The following is a 23,744-nucleotide window of genomic DNA, read 5'->3' as shown; positions in this document are numbered from 1 at the left end:
ATAAATTTCTGCTGTTGACTATCTCGGTTTATACAATCTCCATCCAAACAACATAATCACAACGTAACAGATAATGGGCAAGTAATATGCTGCTGCAATATCATGATCGGCGATGAGCCCCATTAAAAATGGAAATATTGCACCTCCTACTACGCCCATGACGATATAGGATGATGCTTGCTTTGTATGTGGTCCCAAATTCTTTAAGCCGAGACTAAAGATGGTCGGAAACATGATACTGAAGAAGAAGTTGATTAGAATAAGTGCGATGAAAGATGGCCAGCCAAAATTCTGCGCGACAATGATGCACATTACAATATTCATAAACGCTGCAATCGCCAGCAACTTATTCGGCGGAATGAAGCGCATGAGGAACGTTCCTAAAAATCGCCCGACCATCATGAGCGCGGCACTTAATCCGAAATAGTAAGATGCCTGCTCATCAGGAAGGCCTTGCGTTTGCGCGCCATAATTGATAAAGAACGCCCACGTACCACCTTGTGCTGCGACGTTGAAGAACTGCGCAATGGCTGCCCATATAAAGTGTTTATGTTGCCATAGACTTCCATGAGATTTTGCAGCGACCTTATCATCGACTGCGTCATGATGATCTGTTAGCGCAGGGACCTTTACAAACGCAAAACTAATGGCTAACACAAAGATCACACTTCCGATGACAGTGTATAATATTTTGACACTCTCGAGACTTTGCTCCTGCGCAGTGCCCTCCAATATAATAAGCCCACCGAGTAAAGGCCCAATGACGGTTCCTAACCCATTAAACGATTGCGCAAAGTTTATGCGCTGATCACTTGTGTCTTGATGGCCCATGGACGCAATAAACGGGTGCGCTACGGTCTCAAGCGTAGCCAAGCCACAAGCCAATACAAACAAAGAGATTCTAAAAAACAGAAATGATCCTGCATTGGCTGATGGGATAAACATAAAGGCACCGACGGCATAAAGCAACAGACCAAATACAGCACCATACTTATAGCCGAAGCGTTTCATAAACAGTCCAGCTGGAATAGCCATGACAGCATATGCTCCAAAAATAGAGAACTGCACGAGCGCAGATTCGGATGGTTTTATTTTAAGAACATTCTGAAAGTTCCGATTGAGAGCTTCTCCGAGGGTGATGGCAATCCCCCACAGCATGAACAGGGAGGTTACAAAAATGAACGGTACAATATACTTTCGTTCTGTCAGCGAGGTCGTACTGGCCATAAAGGGGGCAAATTTAGTAAATCGATTTAGCAAATCTAACATAAATTCAAAATAATACAAGCGGTAGTATTCGATGACCAATTGTTTTTACATTGCAGCCATTGAAATCAATCATACCTAACATTATTTGACTATGAAAAACTACCTTCTATCGTTCGTGTTGCTATTCTTGACGATGCAGGTCACACAGGCACAAGACGGCTGGATCAGCCTATTCGACGGCAAATCTTTTGACGGCTGGAAAGCTGCGGAACGTCCCGGGACTTTCACAATCCAAGATGGCGCCATTCAAGCCTTCGGTGACCGTGCGCATTTGTTCTATATGGGCAGTGTTGGCAATCACAATTTCACAAACTTTGAATTCAAAGCCAAGGTGATGACTACGCCGGGATCGAATTCAGGGATCTTTTTTCACACGACCTATCAGGAAGAAGGTTGGCCAGCCAAAGGTTACGAAGCACAAGTGAATGCTACTCAGTCTGACTGGCGCAAAACAGCAAGCTTGTATGCTGTGCAAGATGTAAAAGAAGCAGCACACAAGGACAATGAGTGGTTTACCTATCACATCATTGTAGTTGGCAAAAAGATCACTATCAAAATCAATGATAAAGTAGTGAACGAATATACCGAAGGTGAAAACGGAAAATTATCATCTGGTACCTTCGCGTTGCAAGGTCACGATCCAAAAAGTAAAGTGTTGTACAAAGATATTTTTGTAAAGCTCCTCTAATAACAAAGAGTAGAATGCTGTGAAGTACTTATTCAAATTGCTTCACAGCTTTCTCAAGGCTTATCCCCTTTCCAAGTACTGGCTTAAAAAGGTCTCCTGTTTCTTTCACGCGATCGACTGCATTGAAAATAGTAAAGTCGGTAATCTTTAAACCAGGTTTCACCTCATCCCACGTCAACGGCATCGACACCGGCGCACCTGGCTTAGGTCGCAAGGAATACGCTGCAGCAAGTGTTGCCTGTGGTCTATTCTGTAAAAAGTCCAAATAGATTTTTCCGCCACGCTTAGAGACGGTGCGCTCAATACTTGTTGTCCGCGGAAGTTCTGCATTTACCATTGTCACTACTACCCGTGCGAATTCCTTCGACTGTTCATAGGTATATTTTGCGTTGAACGGGATATAGATATGTAGCCCGGTAGATCCGCTGGTCTTACAATACGAAGGCACTGCTAAACCATCCAATACTTGTTTAGTGACCAATGCTGCCTCGATCACCTTGTCGAAATTGTTCTTCGCTGGATCTAGATCAATGACACACCAATCAGGATGATCAGGCTTATGAACAGTACTGCTCCATGGATTCATTTCAATGCATCCCAAGGTAGCCATATAGAGTACGCTGGCTTCATTGGTCGCAACCATAAAATGTTTGTCTTGCTTCTCTCCTTCGCTGTGATATAAGTATTGCTCAACCCAATCAGGAACCTTTCCGGTAACATCTTTTTGGTAGAAACTCATTCCCTTAATACCGTTCGGAAACCTGTTGAGTGACTGTGGACGATCCTTCAAGTAGGGCAGGATGATCGGTGCCATTTGATAATAGTAATTGAGCATATCGCGCTTCGTCACTTTCTTATCTGGCCAATATATTTTGCTCAGGTTTGTGAATTTTATTTCGTGCGCGTTGATCTTCTTCACTTGCGTTTCTTCACTCGGATTGAGTAACGTGTGCCTGGATTTCGTCTCTGACTTCTTCAAAATCTTTTGACGATGGAGCGGACTCTCACTTTCCGCTATCTCCGCAACGGGCGTTTCTACTTCTGCCACCACCTGTTCAGCTTTTTTATCGATGCGCATCCCTTCAAATGACGGATGACGCATCACACCATCATTTGTGAGCTCTGTATAGCTTACTTCACAAACCAATTCTGGTTTCAACCACGTAGCCTTTGCGTGGGGTGGATCGGGGCGAAAACGCGAGGGTTTGTTTACGTCCGGTGCTTCGGTAAAGGGACAAGACTTCGAGATGAGCGGCTTGAATTGCTTCATCATTTCGCGTTGTGTCTTATCTGAAAAACCTGTCCCCACTTTGCCGGTATATTGCAATCGGCCATTATCGTAAACGCCTACAAGAAGGGAGCTAAACACTTTACTTGAATCGTCGTTGTTGGTAAAGCCGCCAATCACAACCTCTTGTCTTTTGTTTGTTTTGATCTTTAGCCACTCCCGTGAACGCTGTCCAGGATGATATTCGCTATCGGCTAACTTAGCAACAATACCCTCCAATCCCATCTTACCGGCAAGTGCATAGAACTCATCGCCCGTCGTATCAAAATTTTCACTATAGCGAATACTTCCGTTCTCGGGAACAATCGACTTCAGAATTGCGCGACGTTCGTGCATGGGCAACGCCGTTAAGTCGTGGCCATCGTACCATAAGAGATCGAACAAATAATAGAAGAGTTCACCATCGGCCTCGCTTCGCCAATTTTGCAGTGCATTAAAATCAGAAAGTCCTTTATCGTTCAACACTACAATTTCACCATCGACGACGGCAGACACGTTCCAGTCTGCAATGCCTTGATAAATTGGATAAAACTTTTCGTTGAACGACTTATCATTACGGGACCGCAATTCAGAATGCGCGCCATCTACAAATCCAATGGCGCGATATCCATCCCACTTAATCTCGTATTGCCACCCAGCTGTATTGATAGGCTTCTCTACAAGCGTTGCCAACATCGGTGCAAGTTTCTTTGGGAAGCTTGTTTTCTTGGCTTTATCGAGGAGAGCTTGAATAGTAGTGTCCGATTTTTTTCGCGTAGTCGACTTCTTCGGAATTTTAGCCTCCGTAGGCGCGGACTTTTTCTTCGCCGTTGTACGCTTCAAGGGCTTACGACTTCCGTTGGTTGGCTTCTTCTCTTTCGACTTTGTTACAACCTTGCTTAATTGCTCGATTGTCTTCCTTGATAGGACAGATTTATCTTTGTCAAGAATTTCTTCCGACGAAGCAAAATCATCTTTAAGTTTCATCAGCAGCCATGCGTTCTCCCCCCTACCACTTGACTTCACTAAGGCGAACTGTCCATTCAATTTTTTGCCATGCAATGTAAATTTCAGTTTACCTTGCCGAAGTTGCTTTCGTAAATCTTTGTCTTGCGTGAGTTTATCTTCGCCTGTAGTAGCCACCGATTCGTAGGTACCTTCATCCCATAACATCACGGTTCCTGCACCGTAGTTGCCTTCAGGTATTATGCCTTCGAACGTTCCATAATCATACGGATGATCCTCGACCATCATCGCGAGGCGTTTTGTCTTCGTATCCATCGACGGGCCTTTCGGCACTGCCCAGCTTTTCAACACACCCTCCATCTCCAATCTAAAGTCGTAGTGCAGGTGTGAAGCATCATGCTTCTGCACAACAAAACGCAACGTCTTTTTCAATGGCTTCCCGCCTACTGGTTCGGGCGTGCTCTTAAAACTTCTTTTCTTCTTATACTTCGACAGTGCCATAGCTTTCAAGATTTTATATAGCAATTTCTAATCTCGTGCCACGCGCATCAAACCAGCAAGGCAGCATGCTATGGCATCATATTTTGAAATGGGTTAACAAATATCAAGTTACTATGAAAGCAATTTGGAAAGGGGCCATCGGTTTTGGTCTCGTAAATATTCCTGTAAAACTTTATAGTGCTTCACAACGAAGCGAACTGGACCTGGACATGTTGGATAAAAAAGATCACGCGCATATTCGGTTTCGTCGTGTTAATGAAAAAACGGGACGTGAAGTAAACTATAAAGATATCGTGAAAGGCTACAAGTACCGGAATCAGTATATCATTCTCGAAGACAAAGATTTCAAAGCAGCAAGTCCGAAGAAGAGTTCGATCATCGATATCAGCGACTTTGTTATGCAGGAAGAAATAGAGCCGATGTTTTTTGAGAGTCCCTATTATCTCGTTCCCGAAAAATCAGGGAACAAGGCTTACACGCTGTTATTGGAAGCCTTGCAAAAAAGTGAGAAGGCTGGTATCGGGAGCTTTGTACTACGCAACAAGGAACACCTTTGCGTGCTATCACCCATGAAGAATGTAATCGTGCTGAACACCATTCGCTATGCAGAAGAAATACGCGATACAACAGAACTTGATTTACCGAAGCATACCAAGCCGAAGCCAAACGAACTGAAGATGGCCATGAGCCTTATTGATCAGTTGTCGACATCGTTCAAGCCCAATAGGTTTAAAGACACGTATTCGAGTGATCTGATGAAGATGATCAAATCAAAGGCGAATACCAAGGGCAAGAAAAAGAAAGTGGATGATGACTCGGCGACGATGAAAGTAACGCACCGCAAGAAGAAAGATGATGATATTATGGCTCAACTGAAGGCCAGTCTGAAGAAGGCCTCCTAAGAGGCCTCTCGTCAGAATGTTAAATTTATACCTGTAACCTTAATACAATACAATTGCTTAGGCTTTAATCTTTGCCAAAAGCGACGACAATGTAATCCAAGGAAGAAACTTATCGAGGTCGCCATATTCTGCGATGGTGATTCTTTCGATTTGTTTCGTATCGATATTATGGTACGCTTCAATCAGCAAAGAATCTAGAGCGTACAAGTGAATACGATGTTCGTAAAACTCAATTGATGCTAGTTCCTCAGAAAAATCCTCGATCAACACAATTTTGTGTTTCATCGCTAGCTCATTAAATGGTACCTGTTTCATACTGCCTACTTGTTTAGCTTATCTTTAAAAAATAGATGCCGCACTATTTATGTTCGACATTCAAGATGATGCAAATAACGAAACTATTGAACGCGTAGATGCAGTTGCCAATGTGCCTCCACACTTACGCGCCGTTCAAAAAACACCGTTACGCTTCAAGATTTTATATTTTCTTTCGCAGTAAAAATCAATACTGAGACAAGAACACGCTTAACTACAATTTTATGGAGCAGGGACGTTTGTATAGAAGCAATGGTGTTGGAAAAAACTTTTTTATTTCAAACGTGTGTTAAAAGGCCGATGTACAGTTCAAAAAACGCCCTATCATTTTGATAACTAATATTTTTCAAACCAGTGTAGATTACAAGAAACGTCTACTGCGTACAAGCACAATACTTTTTATAAGATGGGTTTCTATTGACCGTGTGGATCCGAAAAAAACTTTTTTTATTCTACAGTTACGTTCTGTATGATCGATGTAATGTTTCTAATCGTTCTCTAATATCAATATGGGGTTTAAATGCACGACCTGTTGACCTTGAACGCACCAACGTCAACAGGTCAGTACAAATATTACCCTATAAACGAATGTCACCTTCTACGCCATCGTCCATCGTTTTACCGGTGATCGCACCAGCAAACATCTTGATCAACTGAACAGCCTTGTTACTCTTAGTATCCCAATAGTGAGCATCTACTGGCGTTACCTTAATAAGCGAAATATCTGGGTCGTTTTTACCCTCGGTGAACCAAACTTTGGCAATGGGGGTCCAGAGCGCTTCAATTTTCTGGCGGTCATGAACAATCTCGGCGTGACCAAATACACTGAGGTACTCCGATTTACTATTTTGCGCATAGAACAGCTGTACATCTGGATCAGCTTCGATCTCATCGTTTTTGCCGCTGCTAATACTGCTAAAGAACCATATCGCCCCGCTGTCGTCAACTTCTAATGTACTCATTGGTCTAGCAGAAATAGGACGCTTATCAAGTCCTGTCGCCAGGTGGCATATCTTTGCATCGTTGGCAATCTCGCGGAGTTTCTCGATTCCTTTCGTTGATGTTAAATCCTTTGTAGTTCCCATAACAAGTTGTTTTTGGCTACCACTTGAAATCTTAGTACCACGTCCGTTCCTAGACGTTCTGAACGCGTTGGCGCGCGCCAATCGATCACGAAGAAGTTCCATGGTCATTTTGAGGACACAATCTCGCAGGCATGCGGCCGATTCCTGGACCTTGAAGGAGTTCATCCCGCTCAGTAGTCGCCTGATGGCATGTCTTTTTACGGGTTAAAACTTACCTGTATAAACCTAACTGCTATGACGCTCTTGTATGTCGACGACGACCCTGACGATCTTGATCTGCTCTACACGATTTTGATGGATATCGATCCTGATATCCGTTATATCCCCTTCCAAAAAGGAAAAGAGGCTATGAACTTCCTTGAACTCGCAACCGATCTTCCGGACATGATTTTCATGGACATCAACATGCCCATCATGAATGGTAAACAGTGTCTCACTGAGATTCGAAAGAGCAATAGACTGCGACATTTACCAGTCATTATGTACACAACCTCAAGCGAGGAAAGAGAGATCAAAGAATGCTACAAACTCGGCGCTACAGACTTCCTGATCAAGCCGAGCAATATTCAAGAATTTCATTCTGGATTAGTGGCGGTGCTCAACAACCAAAAGAATGAACGACTGAAGTTCAACTCCCCTATTGTATAAAAAAGAAGCTCCGCGATGAACGGAGCCCTTACAAATAAAACAATCTAAACCCGTCTTATTTTTTCAAAATCAAAAATGCGTAGGGTGCAAGTTCTACGGTTGATGATAATTCAACCGATGCGCCTGTCATGGCGTTAGTCCACGTTGAATTCTTAACCGAAGCCTCAAGTGTATGTATTTTTGCTTCGCCGCGAACGTTCGCGAGAATGAAGTATTGATCATCCTCAAGTGTACGCGTGAAGGCGGCAATGTCATTATCATTAAAAGACTGAAGACTACCGTCGATAAACACATCAGACTGATTGTATATCGCAAACAACTTCTCATAGTTGTCGAGCATGTCACTGTTAGCGGACCAGTTGATGGGATCGCGTGTGAAGAAAGCAAGCTTCTCTGCACGCCCCACTTCTTGACTTCCATACACTAACGGGACGGCGCTTGTAAATAGCGTTATAACCGATGCCGAGAGTGCACCATCTTCGCCTTTGAAGAACTCTATCGGCGTGGCTTCCCAGGCAGATTCATCGTGGTTCGTTGTATAGCGAAGCTTTACTTTTCCAGCGGGGATCGCGTTATATTCATTCGCATGCGTTGTAAAGATTGACGTTGCTGCTTTTCCTTTTCCGTACACGTCTTTGAGGTTATTGTAAAAATCCCAAGCGTAGTTCATTTGAAAGCCCGCGGTGAAATTATCGGCTTTACCACCTTCGGCTAGCAAAATCAGTTCGCGTCCCGGAATCGCATTCAACTGATCGATGGCTTGTTTCCAAAAATCAGTCGGAACAAAATCCACAGCATCACACCGGAATCCATCGATGTTGGCTTCGAGCACCCAATACTTCATGGCGGCAATCATGGCTTTGCGCATGTCTGCATTCGCGAAGTTCAACTCTGCTACATCTTGCCAGTTTGTACCTGGAGGGATGATGATATCACCATTGCCGTTTTGACTATACCACGTTCTATTCTTGATCCATGGATTATCCCATGATGTGTGATTGGCAACCCAATCGATGATGACCGCCATATTTCTTTCGTGTGCTTCATCCACGAGTTCTCGCAATTTATTGAGGTCACCAAATTCGGTGTTTACTTCGAGGTAATTTTTTACCGCATAAGGAGAGCCTAATCCGCCGGCAGATCTTTCGACACCCACAGGATGAATCGGCATCAGCCAGATGGTATTAATACCTAAAGATTTAATGTGATCAAGACGATCGATCACACCTTGAAAATTTCCAGATGCACTGAACGCACGCGTATTGACTTCATACAACACAACGTCTTTAGGCGCTGGTACAGCAGCGAATGGCGTTCCATATTGTTTCGGCTCATCTGGCGTCGTTGGTGTGACTGGCGCCGGATCACTTTCCTTCCCACTGCATGCAATCATGAGCATTGCTGCGAAATACATTTTCTTCATCATACTATACGATGCGAGGTTAACTAACATTACAAATCAATTATTAAGTTTCTACATCTGGATTATCCTTAGCGGAGAAGGCCTAGCCTTCTCCGGTTAAGGAACCCAAAATTTGGCAGTAACTACCTACCAAATTAATTCTTCGTCACCTTGTAGGCGTATTCATACGGTGCCACAGCACGACTGAAATCGAGTACGACTGTATAGTTACCATCTTCCGAAATGCTAATCGCACCATCGGTATGAATCAACTTTCCAGTAAGCAGATTGCTATTCTCCGGTCCGTAGTTTAACCCCCAGTCATTGTTTGCACGGAACTTCAATGCACCTGCTTTTAAGTCAAGGGTAGCCGTCCACTCATCGGTATCTTTGTTGTAGGTCATCGGTGTGCTCGCATCCCAATTGTTAGGCGTTGCCGTACCAATCATTCCCCACGTGGAAACAAGTTGAATTTCATAGGTGAGTTCTGCGATGTTTGCCTTCAAGCGGTAATAACCTTCTGTCTGAATAGACATCCCATCAGCGGCACCATCGGTGGTTAACTTCCCAGTCACGCCAGCGTAGCCGTAGTTGGTGTGAACCCAGTCGGGGTCGCTTGTAAACTTGAAGCCTGTACCTTCCTTGATGTACACATAGCCTTCGAACTCATCGCCGCCAATCGAGTAGATAACAGGTGCTGTTGCAGGATTCCAACCTTGATAGCCGCCCGGAAGCCACAGTGATGCAGGCTTTGCGTCTTCAGCTTTGTACGTTTTGATTTTGATTCCTACAGGGTTTGATTGTAAAGCGTACTTGCCACCGATGGAAGCCACAACCCGAAGTTGTAGCGATGATGTTTCGTTCGCAGGAAGCTCTAAGTCGTTCAGCAACTTTGTATTCAAGTCGCCAAGCAGAACTGCAAGCTTGTTCGTATTTGATGTTCCTACTACGGTAGGATTTTCAAACGCATCTGTCGTACCGATTTCAACCGTATACGTCACTTGTGTTTCTACACCATAGTTTGCTTCATTCCAGGTAAACTCAAGCGACTCCGCAAGTGTTTCCGGTGTGATCTCCTTTTCAAAACCGTTGGCTTGACTTGTGATGGTTGCCGGTGTCGAGTTTGGCGACAGTACGGCCTTTGTTTCATCTTTTTCGCAGGCACACAGTACCAGCAACATGAAAAATATGCTTAGGTATTTCATGATCGTGTTCGTTTAGTATCCAGGATTTTGATCAAGGTTTGTATTCACCGCGCGGTCTGACGCTGGCAATGGGAATATCGTGGTGTGTGCCGCTGTACTCGCACCGTCTTTCACGTTGCCTTTCCAGTCCCACACGTAGCTGTCGCCCGTAAACTTCTTGAAACGAATGAGGTCGGTACGTCTATGCGCTTCCCAATGAAGTTCACGCGCACGTTCATCGAGGATAAAATCAAGCGTAAGTGTCGCTGATGAAATGTTTCCGGAGTCATCGCCGTAAGCACGTTCGCGAATCGCGTTCACGTAATCAACAGCGTCATCGATAGAACCGCCTGTGCCATCTCGCTTCACTGCCTCGGCATACATGAGGTATACATCTGCTAGGCGGAACAGCGGAAAGTCTGTATCAACGAAAGTCGCGTTCTTGCCCTTTGCACCAGTCGATGTGATATTCTTAAACTTCGTGCTGAGATAACCTTCTGTGAACGTTGTTGGATGTTCGATCTCGAGGATCTGACCATCGGTAAAGAACATTGCACGCGTATCCGTTTCTCCTGATGTATCTGCAAATTTCTCAACGAATGTATTCGTGAATCTATTACCGTTCCATCCTCCTGAAGCAATTCCGAATCCATTATCAGCGTCCATTTGTCCACCGACAGCAGCGTGAATAACGAAGGTCATACCGCCGTAGTTTCTTGTATTGTCGCCATCCTCTGCAATGGGAAAGATGATCTCGTTGCGTAACGTGTGATTGTCTGCGAGAAAAAGATCTTCATAGCTGTCGTTCAACGTAAACTTTCCTGACGCGATGATCTTCTTACACTCGGCAATACACTCAGAATATTTCTTTGTTTCGGTGCCGAGGTAGGCTTCTGCATTCAAATACAGTTTCGCCAATAACATCCATGCTGCAGCTTTATCGGCGCGTGCATATTCGTTTAGGCCTGCGTCAGCAAGCATAGGCTCAATGGATTTCAACTCTGATTCGATGTATGCAAAAAGATTTGCTCTGCTAATCTGCTTTGGCAAGAACGCACCGGTCGCATCGGCTTCTGTAACAAAAGGAACGTTACCCCAAAGGTCGAGCGCAAAGTAGTAATACAACGCCCTTAAGAATCTTGCTTCGGCAACAAATCGTGTTACTTCCGGCTGCATGTCGGCAGATAGTCCGTCGATGCGCGGCGTTACTTCACGAATGTATTCATTACAATAGGCAATATTGATGAAGATGCGTTGGTACAAAAGTTCAACATAAGAATTTTGCTCTGACCAATTGTGACCGTGAAACTCAACGAGACCTGGGTCACCCCAAGCACTGATACACTCATCGGTTGTGATTTCCTGTGCACTCCAATACGTTCTTAAAAAAGATGTTGTGCCTTCATCAGGGGCGTTGATCTCGGGTTGACCAAACTCACCGCGCTGTCCTGTGAGTGTAAGTGCGCCGTATAACTTCGCCAAAAACTGCTTATACGATGCTGGATCTTTATAAACGTTGTTGGCCGTTGTGATCTTCTTGTTTAATGGCTCTTGGTTGAGATCATCCAAACATGAGGTTGCCGTGAACAACAACGCCAGCACTGTCAATGATATATTAATTTTCTTCATGATCGATTTCAATTAAAAGTCTAGGTTCACACTAAGGAAAAATGAACGTGTACGGGGGAAGAAATTGTTATCAATTCCGCCAGAGATCTCAGGATCTAGTCCGCTGTATTTCGTGATCACAAAAGCATTCTGAACACCGCCACCGATGCGAAGGTTAAGCTTGTTATTTGCATCGAGATTATTGAAAGTATATCCGACGCCGATGTTGTCCATTCTGAAGAACGATGCATTTTCAATGTAGTAATCTGAGAAGCGTGTGTTCAATGCCGTCGTAAACTTGGTGTCGTCAGCAAGCTTGCTCATGTTGCTGAGGAACTCCAGTGAGCTGTAAAGCGATCGGTACGTTGCACCAGAGGCTACGTTGTTATACACGTAGTTGTCGAAGCTTGCGCGACCTGCAAAAGAGAAATCCCAGTTACCATATTTAAGCGTTGAGTAAATACCCATGTATACCGTCGGATCTGGCTTCTTGTACACATACAAGTCTGCTGTGTTGATAACACCATCGTTTGTACGATCTACATAGGCATCTTCGATCGGATTTCCATTGTCGTCGTAGATCTGTTGATACACCAAGAACGACTGACGTGATTCGCCCACTTTGTGTACTTGTATTGTACCTGAAGTCGTGCCTCCTACACCACCGAGTGGCACAAGGAATTTCGGATCGTTGCTCAGGTTGAGGCGTGTGATCTTAATCTTATTGTAGGTTACGTTGTAGCCTAATGTCCAACTTAACTTGTCAGTTTCAATCAACGAAGCATTCAAGCTTAACTCGACACCATTGGTTTCCATGCTCCCAACGTTCGTATCAATTTTGCTCGCGAAGTTTGTTCCCACAGGGACCGGTACATAGCCAAGCAGATCTTTCGATTCTTTCTTGAAGACGTCGAATGAACCCGTAAGCCTGTCGTCCAGAAATCCAAAGTCAAAACCTCCGTTGATGGTTGTTGTCTCTTCCCACTTGATGCGCGCATCATAACCGTCAGGACGAAGCGTGTTGTAGTACGTGTTTCCAAATTGGTAACGCGCTGCGTTGTCACTGGTCGTATAAGTAGGAATGTATGGATAGTCTGCAGCAATTCCCTGCTGACCCGTGATACCCCATCCTAAGCGAAGTTTCAAATCAGAGATCACACGGCTTGATTGCAAGAAAGGCTCTTCATTGATTTTCCATGCAAAGGCTGCTGCCGGAAATTGTCCCCAACGGTTATCGGGATTAATCTTCGACGATGCATCACTACGCCACGTTGCTGTAAACAAATACTTGTCTTTCAACGTGTAGTTCAAGCGACCGAAAAATGAGATGAGTACATATTTTGACTCATACAAATTCACACGTGTAACGCCCTCTCCTTTTCTGTTCATGGTAGAGTCTCCTCCCTGAATGTAGAAGCTACTGTAAGAATATCCGCCCATCAGTTCTACTTTACTCTCAAGCTTTTTCATTTCGCGTTGATAGTGCAAGTAGAAATCCAACACTTTGTTTTTCGTTTGTGATTCGTATGGATTCAACCTTCCTCCTCCTACTGTCGGCAAGTAGATCCATTGTGTTTTCTCGGCAACGTTGTTGTGTCCTTCCGACTCCGCATAATCATATCCTAAATTCAAGTTTGCATCAAGACCAGAAACGAAAGGCAAATCGTATTTAAAGTTGATATTACCGATGCTACGCTTCGATGTCGACGTATTATCGGTAAGCTCCAAACGTGCTACAGGATTACCTGGTGCAAGTCCGATACTCGTTCCGTCCGACACCCTTGTCCACGTCGTATATCCCAACCATTCTGTATTACCATTGCGCACAGGCTTTGTCGGATCATAAGCAATCGCATCACCAATAGCACCTTGATCTGCGAAGTTGTTATTGTTGATAACACCTTTCACATTGACATTCACCTTGAGCTTGTTATTAAAGAATGAAGGATCTAATCCAACACTGGCTGTCGTTCTTTCGAAATTGTATGTCTTTAAAATACCGTCGGTGTTGTTGTATCCTACCGACACACGGTAAGGCAATGACTTATAAGTTCCGCTAGCAGTAAGGTTGTGATCTTGTCCGTAGGCTTCTCGATAGATCTCATCTTGCCAATCGGTGTTAGCGTCGCCGAGTAATGAAAGCACGGCATTGTTTCCAGCATATTGCTCGTTGACTAATGCGCGGAATTCGTTACCGTCGTACACGTCAACTTTCTTGGGCGTTGTATAAACAGTACCCGTACCGTTGTAATTCAATTTAAATTTCTTGCTGCCACGTTTCGTCGTAATTTGAATGACACCGTTCGACGCTCGTGATCCATAGATCGCCGTGGCCGACGCATCTTTCAAAACCGTGTACGTTTCGATATCGTTTGGATTGAGTGTCGACAAAAGATTAGGAGAACCGCCAAGGTTGGTGTTGCTCATCGGTACACCGTCTATCACAATCAATGGGTCGTTGCTAGCATTCAGGGATGCGCCACCACGAATTCTGATGGTCGCGGCATTACCCGGAGCGCCACTGTTTGTAGTGATCGACACACCGGCCATTTTACCCATGATCATCTCTTGCGGCGAAGCAACAACACCTTTGTTGAAGCTTTCGGTATTCACCGTTGTGAGCGAACCTGTAGCATCTGACTTTTTGATGGTACCATAACCGATTACCACGATCTCATCGAGCGTGGCGATATCGGGTGATAGTGCTACGTTAATATTCGATTGCGCGGCTACAGCAACTTCTTGAGAAGCATAACCGACAAAAGAAAAGACAAGCGTTGCGCCAGCCCTCACTTCAATACGATAGTTTCCTTCGCCGTCAGTTACCGTGCCCTGAGTGGTACCTTTTTCAAGAATACTCACGCCGGGTAAAAAAGATCCGTCGTCCGTGGTCGTGACCTTACCAGTCACCACCTGGGTTTGTCCCCAAGCCTGGCTGACCAGGAGGCTGAGGAGAATCAACAAGCTGATTCCTTTGATCCGATAGAGTTTTGTCATAAGCGTTTAGTTTGGATGGGTTAGGACCGCGGTTATGGTTTGGTTGAATTACAATCAATCGATTGCGGCCTTGAACAAAGGAAGCTGATGCCATGGGCGAAATTCAACCCATCTGATGAGAATCTAGAAAAAAGAAGGGGTTGATAATTGACAACAAACTGTCAATCAATCGATTGAAAAGAGTGGCACGAGCGGTTTGTCTCAGCCTTTTCGGCGGTTATCAACACGCATTTTCGTGATTTCAAGCGTTTGAAATCGCTTGCAACGGCAATCGCAACAACCATCGCAACTAGATTGCGCGAATCGTCATGATTTGTTTATCGAATGTGTCGTTGGGCAGAATAGACTTGTTGCGGAGACGCGTTTTATAAGTGTAGATCGTGGTAACAGAATAGTCGAGGATCTTTGCAATCTTTTCGTTGTCGTTAATCCCCAGACGCACCAGCGCAAAAATCCTAAGTTCGGTATTCATCAATTGCCCCTCTTTCAAAACAATCTGATCTTCCGGATTAAAAAAGGAATTAAAAACCTGGACAAAGTCGGGAAACAGTTTCAAGAAAATCTTATCGAAATTGTGGTAGAGATCGTCGCGCTCTTTTCGAATGTTAATACTATCGACAGTAAACTTCACATCGTCGAGCTTTTTCATGGTAAGCTTTAATTCCAACGACTTCTTGAGGCTATCCAACTTCGAGATGCTGTCTGCCGTGGTGTTGAAATAATACCAGAGATACTCTTCTTTGATCTTGTTGGCGTCGCCCAACTGATGATTGGTTTCTGTCAAACTATCATTCGCTTTGGAGATGATGCCTTTCGCGACCTGAAGCTTTTGGAATTGTTTATAAAAGATGAATCCAAAACCGATAATGAGTACGGACAACAAAGTAATGCCCCATGCATACACCATCAGAATTTTTCTTTTCGATTCCACTAAGCCTAACTGCTGCCCCTCAATGATGGGATAGATCGCGGCGACTTGAATTTTCCGATGACGTGCACCGTAGAAATTCGCATCTTCCATCGAGATCTTAACATACTCATAAGCCTTCTCGATGTTTCCTTCTTGATAAAGTAAATCAGCAAGATGAATCGTCGCGAGTGTCTCCTTTGTGGATGAACGTATATCGGCGATTGCCGCCCGAATCAACATCTCTTTCGACAACGCCTTGTTATTCGTATATAAATAAATGAAGCTTAATGTACTGGCCGCCACAGCAAAGTCATGATCTTCTAAATCGAAGTCGTGAATCATCTTTTCGAACAACGATCGCGCCGTGGGCATGTCGCGCAGGTGCAGATGCTTTAGTCCTTTTATCTGCAAAAAATCTCGCGAGTTTTCGGGCATCAGCAACATCGCCGAATCGATAAATGCGTTGCCTTGTGTCGCGTACTTCGGCGCATAGTACGCATCGCGATTAAAATCGGCAAGGTCATAGCAAGCACGCGCCATCAGGTATAGGTAATCAAATCGCTCGCGCGCAGGAAGCTTCGTCGATCGCACCTGCATGAGCGTATCAATCGCCTCTTTAAAAAGACCGGACGACACCAAAACAAATCCCAGTTTCATGCGGGCAATTTCAATCTTCAGCGGATCACCCGACGCGACGGCAAGCACATGAAGTTTCTGCGCATAACTGAACGCCGAATCGTATAGAAAAGATTTGTACTCTTCGTATATCGATACGTATTGCTCAAAAAGCCCCTCCCCTTTTAAAGACTTTACATTAGACCTGAGCTTTTCAATACGCGCAAGTTTCGCTTGATGAATTTGCTCCCGTTGCGCAATCGTCTTATCGAGTTCGCGCAATAAGCTGTCTGCATTCTGGCCTATGGCTGTCGCTGCATACAAAACGAAAATCATCAAAAAACTATACTTCATGGGCTGGATAAACGGAATCAAGATAGCGAAAATCGGAATTTGTTGTCAGTTGCAATAATGGTTCTGCCGCTATTCAATCCCAGAAGAGAAAAAACTATCTATAGTATTCAAAAATTAGCGCTTTGCACGCCGTTGGCACGTCATTATTTAAAGCTTGTCACAAATAGGCAACCATGAATCAGCAAACAGAATGTCCGCTTCAAGAAGCAGAAAATCATCCAAAGGCGGAAGCATTGTTAGGTAAAAGTGACGATCCTCGGGTCGTCATCATCGGCGGCGGATTTGCTGGCGTTGAACTCGCCAAATCGCTCGCCAATACCAAGGTTCAGGTTGTCATGATCGACAGGCTCAACTATCACACCTTCCAACCATTGCTTTATCAAGTTGCTACAGCCGGCATCGAACCATCGTCGATCGTATATCCGTTTCGCAAAATATTTGAATCGCAGTCTAATTTTTTCTTCCGAATGGCCGATGCACTCGCCGTCGATACGAAACTTCAAATGGTTGAAACGTCCATCGGCTTTGTCCATTACGACTACCTCGTGATTGCCAGCGGCGCCACAACAAATTTTTATGGCAATCAAGAAATTCAAAAGAAAGCTATCGCCATTAAAAACCTCGACGATGCACTCGCCTTACGCAACACGATCCTTACCAACTTCGAGAAAGCCCTTCAAATTCGTGATGAAGTACACTTGAACAGCTTAATGGATTTTGTCATTGTCGGTGGTGGCCCTACCGGTGTCGAGATTGCTGGCGCTTTAAGTGAACTGAAAAAATTTGTATTCCCTAAAGACTATCCTGAATTGAACTTTGTCAACATGGATATTCATCTTATTCAAAGTGGCCCGCAATTGTTGAAAGGAATGTCCGATGAAGCGGCTTCAAAAGCGAAGACTTTCCTTCAAGATGCCGGCGTGAAATTATGGTTGAATTGTCGCGTAAAATCATACGATGGATTTAAAGTTGAACTCGACACCGGCGAAAGTCTCTGCACGCGTACCCTCATTTGGGCTGCAGGCGTTTCTGGAAAAGTAATTGACGGACTGGCTGAATCATCCATCACCGGCGGCAACAGACTTATCGTCGATGACTACAGCGTTGTACACGGATACGAAAACGTATTTGCTATCGGCGACATTGCCGCCATGAAAACAACGCTGCACAAAGATGGTTTACCCATGATGGCGCAACCGGCAATGCAACAAGGCGCGTGGCTTGGAAAAAATATTCAACGCCTACTCGCGAAAGAAAAACGCAAGCCCTTCCACTATCGCGATCAAGGATCGATGGCAACAATCGGAAGAAACAAAGCCGTGGCAGACTTGAACATCTTCGGAAAAACTTTTCGAACACAAGGTTTCAAAGCATGGTTCATTTGGATGTTCGTGCACCTGATATCACTTATCGGTTTTCGAAATCGCCTCATGGTGATGATCAACTGGATGTGGAGCTACTTCACCTACGACACCGGCATTCGTTTGATCATCGGCAAGAAGAAAGAAAATACGCCGGTAGAGAAGATGACGGAGAAGGTGGAGATTTAGGTATTGGGTGTTGGGAATTGGGTATTAGGTATTAGGTATTAGGTATTAGGTATTAGGTATTAGGTATTAGGTATTAGGTGTTGGGCATTCCCCGAAGCGCATAATTCGTAGCGTGCAGCTTTCTAACAAGCGCATTTCTCGCAACTCGTAGCTCTTAACCAGTAGCTTTCTCACAAGCGCATTTCTCGTAACTCGCAGCTTTGACCGCATGTACCAGAAAAAAATATCAACGTATTATGAAGAAAATCAATTAAAACACGCGATTTTCGACACTAAAGCGCGATACACTGCGATAAGGGAATATCAGGTAATTGCATATATTCGGACGTTGTGTGCAAGCGCTCTTGGACAGTTTAGAACATGAACAAAGAATTGAATTTAGATTTTTCCGGTGGACCAAAGAGTTGGTTTGACCTTTGGCATACCCATGTAGACTGGGACGGCAAAGGAAACAAAGACTGGAAGACAAGAACAAGATATCTCGAACAAATCTTGGAGACATTTGACCAGTTGAAACAAAAATTGCAGACTTACCCTCACGCCTTTCAGTTATGGATAATGATTGACGAAAACGACAGCGGAGAGGACTGCGTTTACATTCATACCAAAAATCCCAACGCGGACAATTTTCCGATAAAAGTAACGCCTGACAATAAAAATGAAATTAAGGACAAGGAGTTAAAGCAATTCGTGGACTCGTTAAACTTTGAAAGAGTTCGAGTGGAAACAAGTGACGGAGATCTTTACTACTTGTTTGACAAGGGAACTGGAATTAGTTTGGTGTAGAGCGCCTTCACACAATCGCGTAGACGGCCCGTCACTAAATAGCAGCGAGGTTCGCCTCTTACTACTGTACGTACGGGCCTCGTATACAGCGGTTCATTAAGTTGTGGAGATACTTTTTCTCTTCGCCAGCACCAGAATTTGTAGTTTCGCTTCCTTCAGTGCAAACCACCTTGCGACTTACTAACTGGCTTCACCAATTCGCCAATGAGAGACTTTCACCCTCTGGAATATTAAAAGTATCTTCCATACCTTGCGCATGCTGGCGCACACAATGCATATAAATCATGCCGACAGAGTTTGATGATTGATTATTAAATTTGGTCTGCCGGCACGCTTTATATCCGAACGTTAAGCGTAATTCTTCATAAATAAAACTTTAAAAAGATGGCTGAAACACTTACAATACGGCGACTCGTTGACCGAATAATAAGCGGTGAAATCCGAATTCCAGCATTTCAAAGAGAGTGGGTGTGGACGCCACAACAAGTGAGCTTTCTATTGGATAGCATCCATAAGGGGTTTCCTGTAGGAATGGTTTTTTTGTGGAAGACAAATACGAAATTGGAGTCAGAAAAAGATTTAGGGAATTATACAATACCTGAACCGCGCAAAGAACATCCAGTCTACTATGTGCTAGACGGACAACAAAGATTGACTTCGCTTTTTAGTGTCTTCCAGACTGAATTGGCATCTTCCGACAACTATGAATGGCTTGATATTTACTACGATTTTGAGGCCAGTGACGGTATCCAAGACAGTAAATTTGTCTCTCTTGCTAAAGCAGATGTAGTATCCAATAGGCATTTTCCCATGGCTGTAGTTTTTGACGCCGGAAGATTTTATGAAGAAGTGAACAAATTGGACCCAACGAAGCGAGATCAAATATTGAAGGTGCAGCAGATGTTTCAAGAGTATTCCTTGCCAGTACAAGAATTTGAAACCGATAGTAGAGAAAGTATTGCTATTGTTTTCGAAAGGATAAACCGAGCTGGAACGCCTTTAAATACATACCAACTTTTGACAGCATGGAGTTGGAGTGCAGACTTCGATCTTCAAGAGGAGTTTTCCGAACTCGCTGAAGAACTTAAGTTATATGGTTTTGGCAATCTCGCCCAGGACAAGGATTTACAGTTAAAATGTAGTAGCGGAATTATTAGAGGGGAAACATCGCCTGCAATTATCATCAGTTTGACAGGCGAAGAGGTTCGAGGAAATTTCAATCAAATTCGAAATGGTATTAAGGGTGCCATTGAATTTCTAAGAGACCAATTGAAAGTACATTCGCTTGAATGGCTACCCTATCCATCAATGCTTATCTCATTGTCAGCATTTTTTGCAACGTCACGAGAATCAGGTCAACCATACACAGACAAGCAAAGGAAAGAATTAATTCGATGGTTTTGGAAGTCCAATTTTTCGAGGAGATACAATGCCGGCGTACAAGACAAGCATAAGCTCGATATCGCTGCTATGCGGGAATTGGCAAAAAATGAGGATGTCGTGCTTTCCAATTTTGATGTTAGATTAGAGGAATCGTTCTTTTTGGATACGCCATTTAACGTTGGCTCGGTAAACACCAAGACGTTTGTTTTGATGTTGGCCAACAGAAGCCCTCGGTCATTTATCTCAGGGGCAAATGTTAGATTAGGCGATGTTTTGAAATCAGTTAACAGAAATGAGTTTCATCACATTTTTCCTAAGAAGCATTTAGAGCGACAAGGTGTCGATAAAAAGAAAATAAATTGCTTAGTGAATTTTTGCTTCCTCAATAATGCCGACAATCAGAAGATTAAGGACAAGGATCCTAATGTATATAAGTCCTTGCTTCCTTCTCAATCAGTTGACAATATACTTTCAAGCGCAATCTGTCCTTCGAGCTCGCTAGATATGAACTTTGATCAATTCTTGAACGAACGAGCAAGATTGTTGGTTTCTGTTGCCAATGACCTATCACAATAACTACGCTTAACAAAGCCCAGAGTTTGATGATTAATTATTAAATTGGACTGCCGGCACGCTTTATATGCGAACGTTAGCGGCAAGCACTTATGATAAGAATTAAACAAATAGCAATTCTGACAATTGGACTACTTTTTTACTCTTGTGAAGGACAGAAAACAGACACAATTGACATCAGCCAAAGAGCTAACGAATTTATTACTGAAATTGACTCTGAAAAGTTAGAGACGCTCCAACACCTACATTTTATCTATAGGGGACAAAACGGGTTCTGGCAAAATGACTCAATCGACTCCGCATGGTACAATCTTCGTATATCTCACGCAGGTGACACAATACACTTAAGGGTCGACAGACCGGAACAATTTATCAAGGACTTCGGTATCAACTTAGCCTACGACACATCGATTTCCAAATTAGGACTGATTAAAGCCGGCAACAAAGTATGGTTGCGCAAGAATTGGGATAACAAGCCATTTAAAGTTTTATCCGCGGACTCTTTAAGCAAAAAAGACCCATTTAAAATCATGGTAGACTTAAACGCGCTAAAGAATAAATACGAGCTTATTAACATTGCTCACTATAGTCACTTGGGACAATTTGTTGAGTTCTATTTTACAACTACGGACGTATTAACATACATACCAGACTCTTCCAAAATAAATTCGCAATTCAAAAGCCATTGGACAAAGAAATGGGACGAAGGACAATGGATAAGTAAAAATTGGAATTTGAGGAAACTTGAGAAACCAATGGACGCTGGCGGATAAGTGCCAGCCGCTAATCGAGTAGACGGCCCGCCACTAAATAGCAGCGAGGTTCGCCTCTCACACCATCCCGAGTACTCGGGACGGTTCATTAAGTTGTGGAGATACTTTTTCGTAATACGAAAGCAAAGATTCGTAACCGCGTTTTGCTAGTCGCTCTACCGTGATCGTCGTTCCAAGTATCGGGCTTTGAGCCACTGCCCAACCGCCCATTCTTGTTCTGCTCCATGCATAAGCTTGACCTGCACGTATGCCCAACCGAATCAGATTCTTTCTTCTTCGTTCAGGTTTCTTCCAGTCTTCCCAGATACAATACCTCAATCTGTTGCGCAGCCAGCCATCAAGCTCTTTGAGTTTAGTTTGCATATTTGCCATGCGGAAATAATTAATCCATCCTCGATAGAGTTCTTTTAGCTTAGCAATGCGCTCAATGAATGTATGGGCACTAGTTTTCTTTGTGATCAGTTTAAGCCCTTGCTTTAACGTCTTCCATTTCTTTTCCGAAATCACAATCTGGTACTTGCCTTTCACGCCCTTCTCATATACGGGATTTATATGCATTGTGTGCGCCCAGCATGGGCAAGGTATGGAACGCGTGATTCAAAAGAAGGGTAAAAACTGAAGCTAACGATGTGTTCCATGAATAATCCCTTTTGCTAACGTTGAGACGAATTTAGTGTTTCTATTCTCAGGATTCATATTAAGTTTCATTTTCCTACAAATGCTGTATTCGAAAAAATGAACGCTCTGTCAAGGGTGGCGCGTAATTCGCCTGGGCGATATGGAGCGTCCATTCAACATGCCGTTGAAAGGGGTTCATCTTTTTGTAACTTTCATTTGAAGAAAAATCAAAACTGCCATGCTTCGCATTTGGATGCTTTGTCGTTAACGCTGCAATTTTTCAGCGCGTTGGGCGAAGGCGGTTGCGTGAAGGTGCGATGATGTGCAGCCTCTGTGAAGATGCTGACACTCCACTGTTTTTTTTATACGTCAACACCGACATACAATTTGAATAGATGTTGAGAAAGTGTTTCCATATCTCCGGTGTTTTGAACAAATTTACGAACGCACAAACGGAGCCGGGATGATTACATGGGAACTATGTGCCATTGTGGAGGTTCAGAGTAGTGTTTCAAACACCGTTCGGTCACGGTTGACAGTGACGGAGCAGGTCGCCAAAGTCATTCCTGCGGTCATTAACTTTGGCCCTTGTGTTGGATTAGGATGCAGTGTGTCGTATTTTCTAATCTATGACGTTGCGACCAAATCAAAAAACTTCTTCGGAACATTCAGAAATAATGAAAGCTTAGAGCTTTTCGATTTTCTAAATGACAGCAAAGTTGATTATGTTTCTAAGACATTTAACGGGGACGCGCATGGTTCATCACCGATGGAATTTATATATGAGCTTTATTCAAGAGAAGCCAATGGAAATTTTACTGAGCAAAAGGACGATAACGGAAGGGCATATCAAATCAAACATATAACTTACCCAAATGACTCAACTAAGACAGAGGAATTGGAAGAGCATTGGATAAAATAACAGCTCACAATCGACTAGACGGTTCCGCCACTCAATAGCAGCGAGGCTCCTCTCGCACCACCACTGTACGTACGGGGCAACTACTACGACCTCTGCTGACTTCTCTTATGCCACACGTGACACAAAGACCTCTCATGCAGGGCGTGCACACAAATGTATAATCCATGGCGCTGATAAGGAGGACCCACTTTCGCTTCGGCGGGCAAGCATTTTTTTTTACTTTTGCTTAGCGCCACGGGTTATACATAACATTGGCGGTAATTTAATATGACGAGATATCTGCTGATTCTATTGGTGGTAGGGTACCTGGCTGGTTTTTTAGAACAGGTTAAAATTAGAGTTTTTAACTTTAACCATCTGAAAAAGCGTTATGAAAAAAACAAGATTCACAGAAGCACAGATCATTGGGATCTTAAACGAGCAGGAAC

General features: G+C 43.8%; 18 protein-coding genes. 8 read left to right on the top strand and 10 right to left on the bottom strand.

Translation table 11 applies throughout. The features are described from left to right. Positions 1-18 precede the first annotated feature (18 nt). Entirely contained in the window at positions 19-1,227 is a 1,209-nt protein-coding gene (locus DQQ10_RS19930; RefSeq protein ID WP_112748687.1) for a sugar MFS transporter, read from the bottom strand. Positions 1,228-1,360: 133 nt separating this feature from the next. Between DQQ10_RS19930 and DQQ10_RS19925 the strand changes: the two genes are divergently transcribed. Next, on the top strand, positions 1,361-1,957 hold the full coding sequence (locus DQQ10_RS19925; protein ID WP_112748686.1) for a 3-keto-disaccharide hydrolase: 597 nt from the start codon (positions 1,361-1,363) through the stop codon (positions 1,955-1,957). Positions 1,958-1,985: 28 nt separating this feature from the next. Here the strand turns inward: DQQ10_RS19925 and ligD are convergent, their stop codons facing one another. Then, the gene (gene ligD / locus DQQ10_RS19920; RefSeq protein ID WP_112748685.1) at positions 1,986-4,691 is read right to left on the bottom strand and encodes a DNA ligase D; all 2,706 of its coding nucleotides are present in this window, start codon (positions 4,689-4,691) and stop codon (positions 1,986-1,988) included. A gap of 113 nt (positions 4,692-4,804) precedes the next feature. On the opposite strand from ligD, the gene ku reads away from it, so the two are divergent. Next, entirely contained in the window at positions 4,805-5,593 is a 789-nt protein-coding gene (gene ku, locus DQQ10_RS19915) for a non-homologous end joining protein Ku (RefSeq protein WP_112748684.1), read from the top strand. Positions 5,594-5,650: 57 nt separating this feature from the next. Here the strand turns inward: ku and DQQ10_RS19910 are convergent, their stop codons facing one another. Further along, complete coding sequence (locus tag DQQ10_RS19910; protein WP_112748683.1) at positions 5,651-5,908, bottom strand: hypothetical protein; 258 nt, start codon at positions 5,906-5,908, stop codon at positions 5,651-5,653. 578 nt (positions 5,909-6,486) lie between these two features. After that, positions 6,487-6,993, bottom strand: a complete 507-nt coding sequence (locus DQQ10_RS19905) for a pyridoxamine 5'-phosphate oxidase family protein (RefSeq protein WP_112748800.1) — start codon at positions 6,991-6,993, stop codon at positions 6,487-6,489. A gap of 234 nt (positions 6,994-7,227) precedes the next feature. Between DQQ10_RS19905 and DQQ10_RS19900 the strand changes: the two genes are divergently transcribed. Next, positions 7,228-7,641 carry a response regulator gene (locus tag DQQ10_RS19900; protein WP_112748682.1) on the top strand — a complete coding sequence of 138 codons (414 nt, stop codon included), beginning with the start codon at positions 7,228-7,230 and terminating at the stop codon, positions 7,639-7,641. 55 nt (positions 7,642-7,696) lie between these two features. On the opposite strand, the gene DQQ10_RS19895 is transcribed toward DQQ10_RS19900, so the two are convergent. The 5 genes from DQQ10_RS19895 to DQQ10_RS19875 form a co-directional block, all read right to left on the bottom strand. Then, positions 7,697-9,067, bottom strand: coding sequence for an alpha-amylase family glycosyl hydrolase (locus tag DQQ10_RS19895; RefSeq protein ID WP_165824024.1), 1,371 nt, complete (start codon positions 9,065-9,067; stop codon positions 7,697-7,699). 131 nt (positions 9,068-9,198) lie between these two features. Then, a complete protein-coding gene (locus DQQ10_RS19890; protein WP_112748680.1) occupies positions 9,199-10,248 on the bottom strand; it encodes a SusE domain-containing protein in 1,050 nt (349 codons plus the stop codon). A gap of 12 nt (positions 10,249-10,260) precedes the next feature. Beyond that, positions 10,261-11,856 carry a RagB/SusD family nutrient uptake outer membrane protein gene (locus DQQ10_RS19885; RefSeq protein WP_112748799.1) on the bottom strand — a complete coding sequence of 532 codons (1,596 nt, stop codon included), beginning with the start codon at positions 11,854-11,856 and terminating at the stop codon, positions 10,261-10,263. Positions 11,857-11,868: 12 nt separating this feature from the next. Further along, positions 11,869-14,832 (bottom strand): SusC/RagA family TonB-linked outer membrane protein, encoded by a 2,964-nt coding sequence (locus DQQ10_RS19880; RefSeq protein ID WP_112748679.1) that lies wholly within the window; start codon positions 14,830-14,832, stop codon positions 11,869-11,871. Between the two features lie 289 nt (positions 14,833-15,121). Beyond that, positions 15,122-16,711: a DUF6377 domain-containing protein gene (locus DQQ10_RS19875; RefSeq protein WP_112748678.1), complete on the bottom strand. Its 1,590-nt coding sequence runs from the start codon at positions 16,709-16,711 to the stop codon at positions 15,122-15,124. Between the two features lie 173 nt (positions 16,712-16,884). Here DQQ10_RS19875 and DQQ10_RS19870 point away from each other — a divergent pair, with 173 nt between their 5' ends. From DQQ10_RS19870 to DQQ10_RS19855, 4 genes are all read left to right on the top strand, one after another. Further along, positions 16,885-18,261, top strand: a complete 1,377-nt coding sequence (locus DQQ10_RS19870; RefSeq protein ID WP_112748677.1) for an NAD(P)/FAD-dependent oxidoreductase — start codon at positions 16,885-16,887, stop codon at positions 18,259-18,261. 360 nt (positions 18,262-18,621) lie between these two features. Continuing rightward, positions 18,622-19,047 (top strand): hypothetical protein, encoded by a 426-nt coding sequence (locus DQQ10_RS19865; RefSeq protein WP_112748676.1) that lies wholly within the window; start codon positions 18,622-18,624, stop codon positions 19,045-19,047. Positions 19,048-19,431: 384 nt separating this feature from the next. Continuing rightward, on the top strand, positions 19,432-21,006 hold the full coding sequence (locus DQQ10_RS19860; RefSeq protein ID WP_112748675.1) for a GmrSD restriction endonuclease domain-containing protein: 1,575 nt from the start codon (positions 19,432-19,434) through the stop codon (positions 21,004-21,006). Between the two features lie 89 nt (positions 21,007-21,095). Next, a complete protein-coding gene (locus DQQ10_RS19855) occupies positions 21,096-21,776 on the top strand; it encodes a hypothetical protein (protein ID WP_112748674.1) in 681 nt (226 codons plus the stop codon). Positions 21,777-21,833: 57 nt separating this feature from the next. On the opposite strand, the gene DQQ10_RS19850 is transcribed toward DQQ10_RS19855, so the two are convergent. Beyond that, a complete protein-coding gene (locus DQQ10_RS19850) occupies positions 21,834-22,334 on the bottom strand; it encodes a group II intron maturase-specific domain-containing protein (RefSeq protein ID WP_112748673.1) in 501 nt (166 codons plus the stop codon). A gap of 523 nt (positions 22,335-22,857) precedes the next feature. Between DQQ10_RS19850 and DQQ10_RS19840 the strand changes: the two genes are divergently transcribed. After that, on the top strand, positions 22,858-23,316 hold the full coding sequence (locus DQQ10_RS19840) for a hypothetical protein (protein ID WP_112748671.1): 459 nt from the start codon (positions 22,858-22,860) through the stop codon (positions 23,314-23,316). Positions 23,317-23,744: the final 428 nt, after the last annotated feature.

This window comes from Pseudochryseolinea flava (assembly GCF_003286915.1).
GTDB lineage: Bacteria > Bacteroidota > Bacteroidia > Cytophagales > Cyclobacteriaceae > Ohtaekwangia > Ohtaekwangia flava.
The sequence above is the reverse complement of the archived record's forward strand: the minus strand, read 5'-3'. Positions and strand labels throughout refer to the sequence as shown.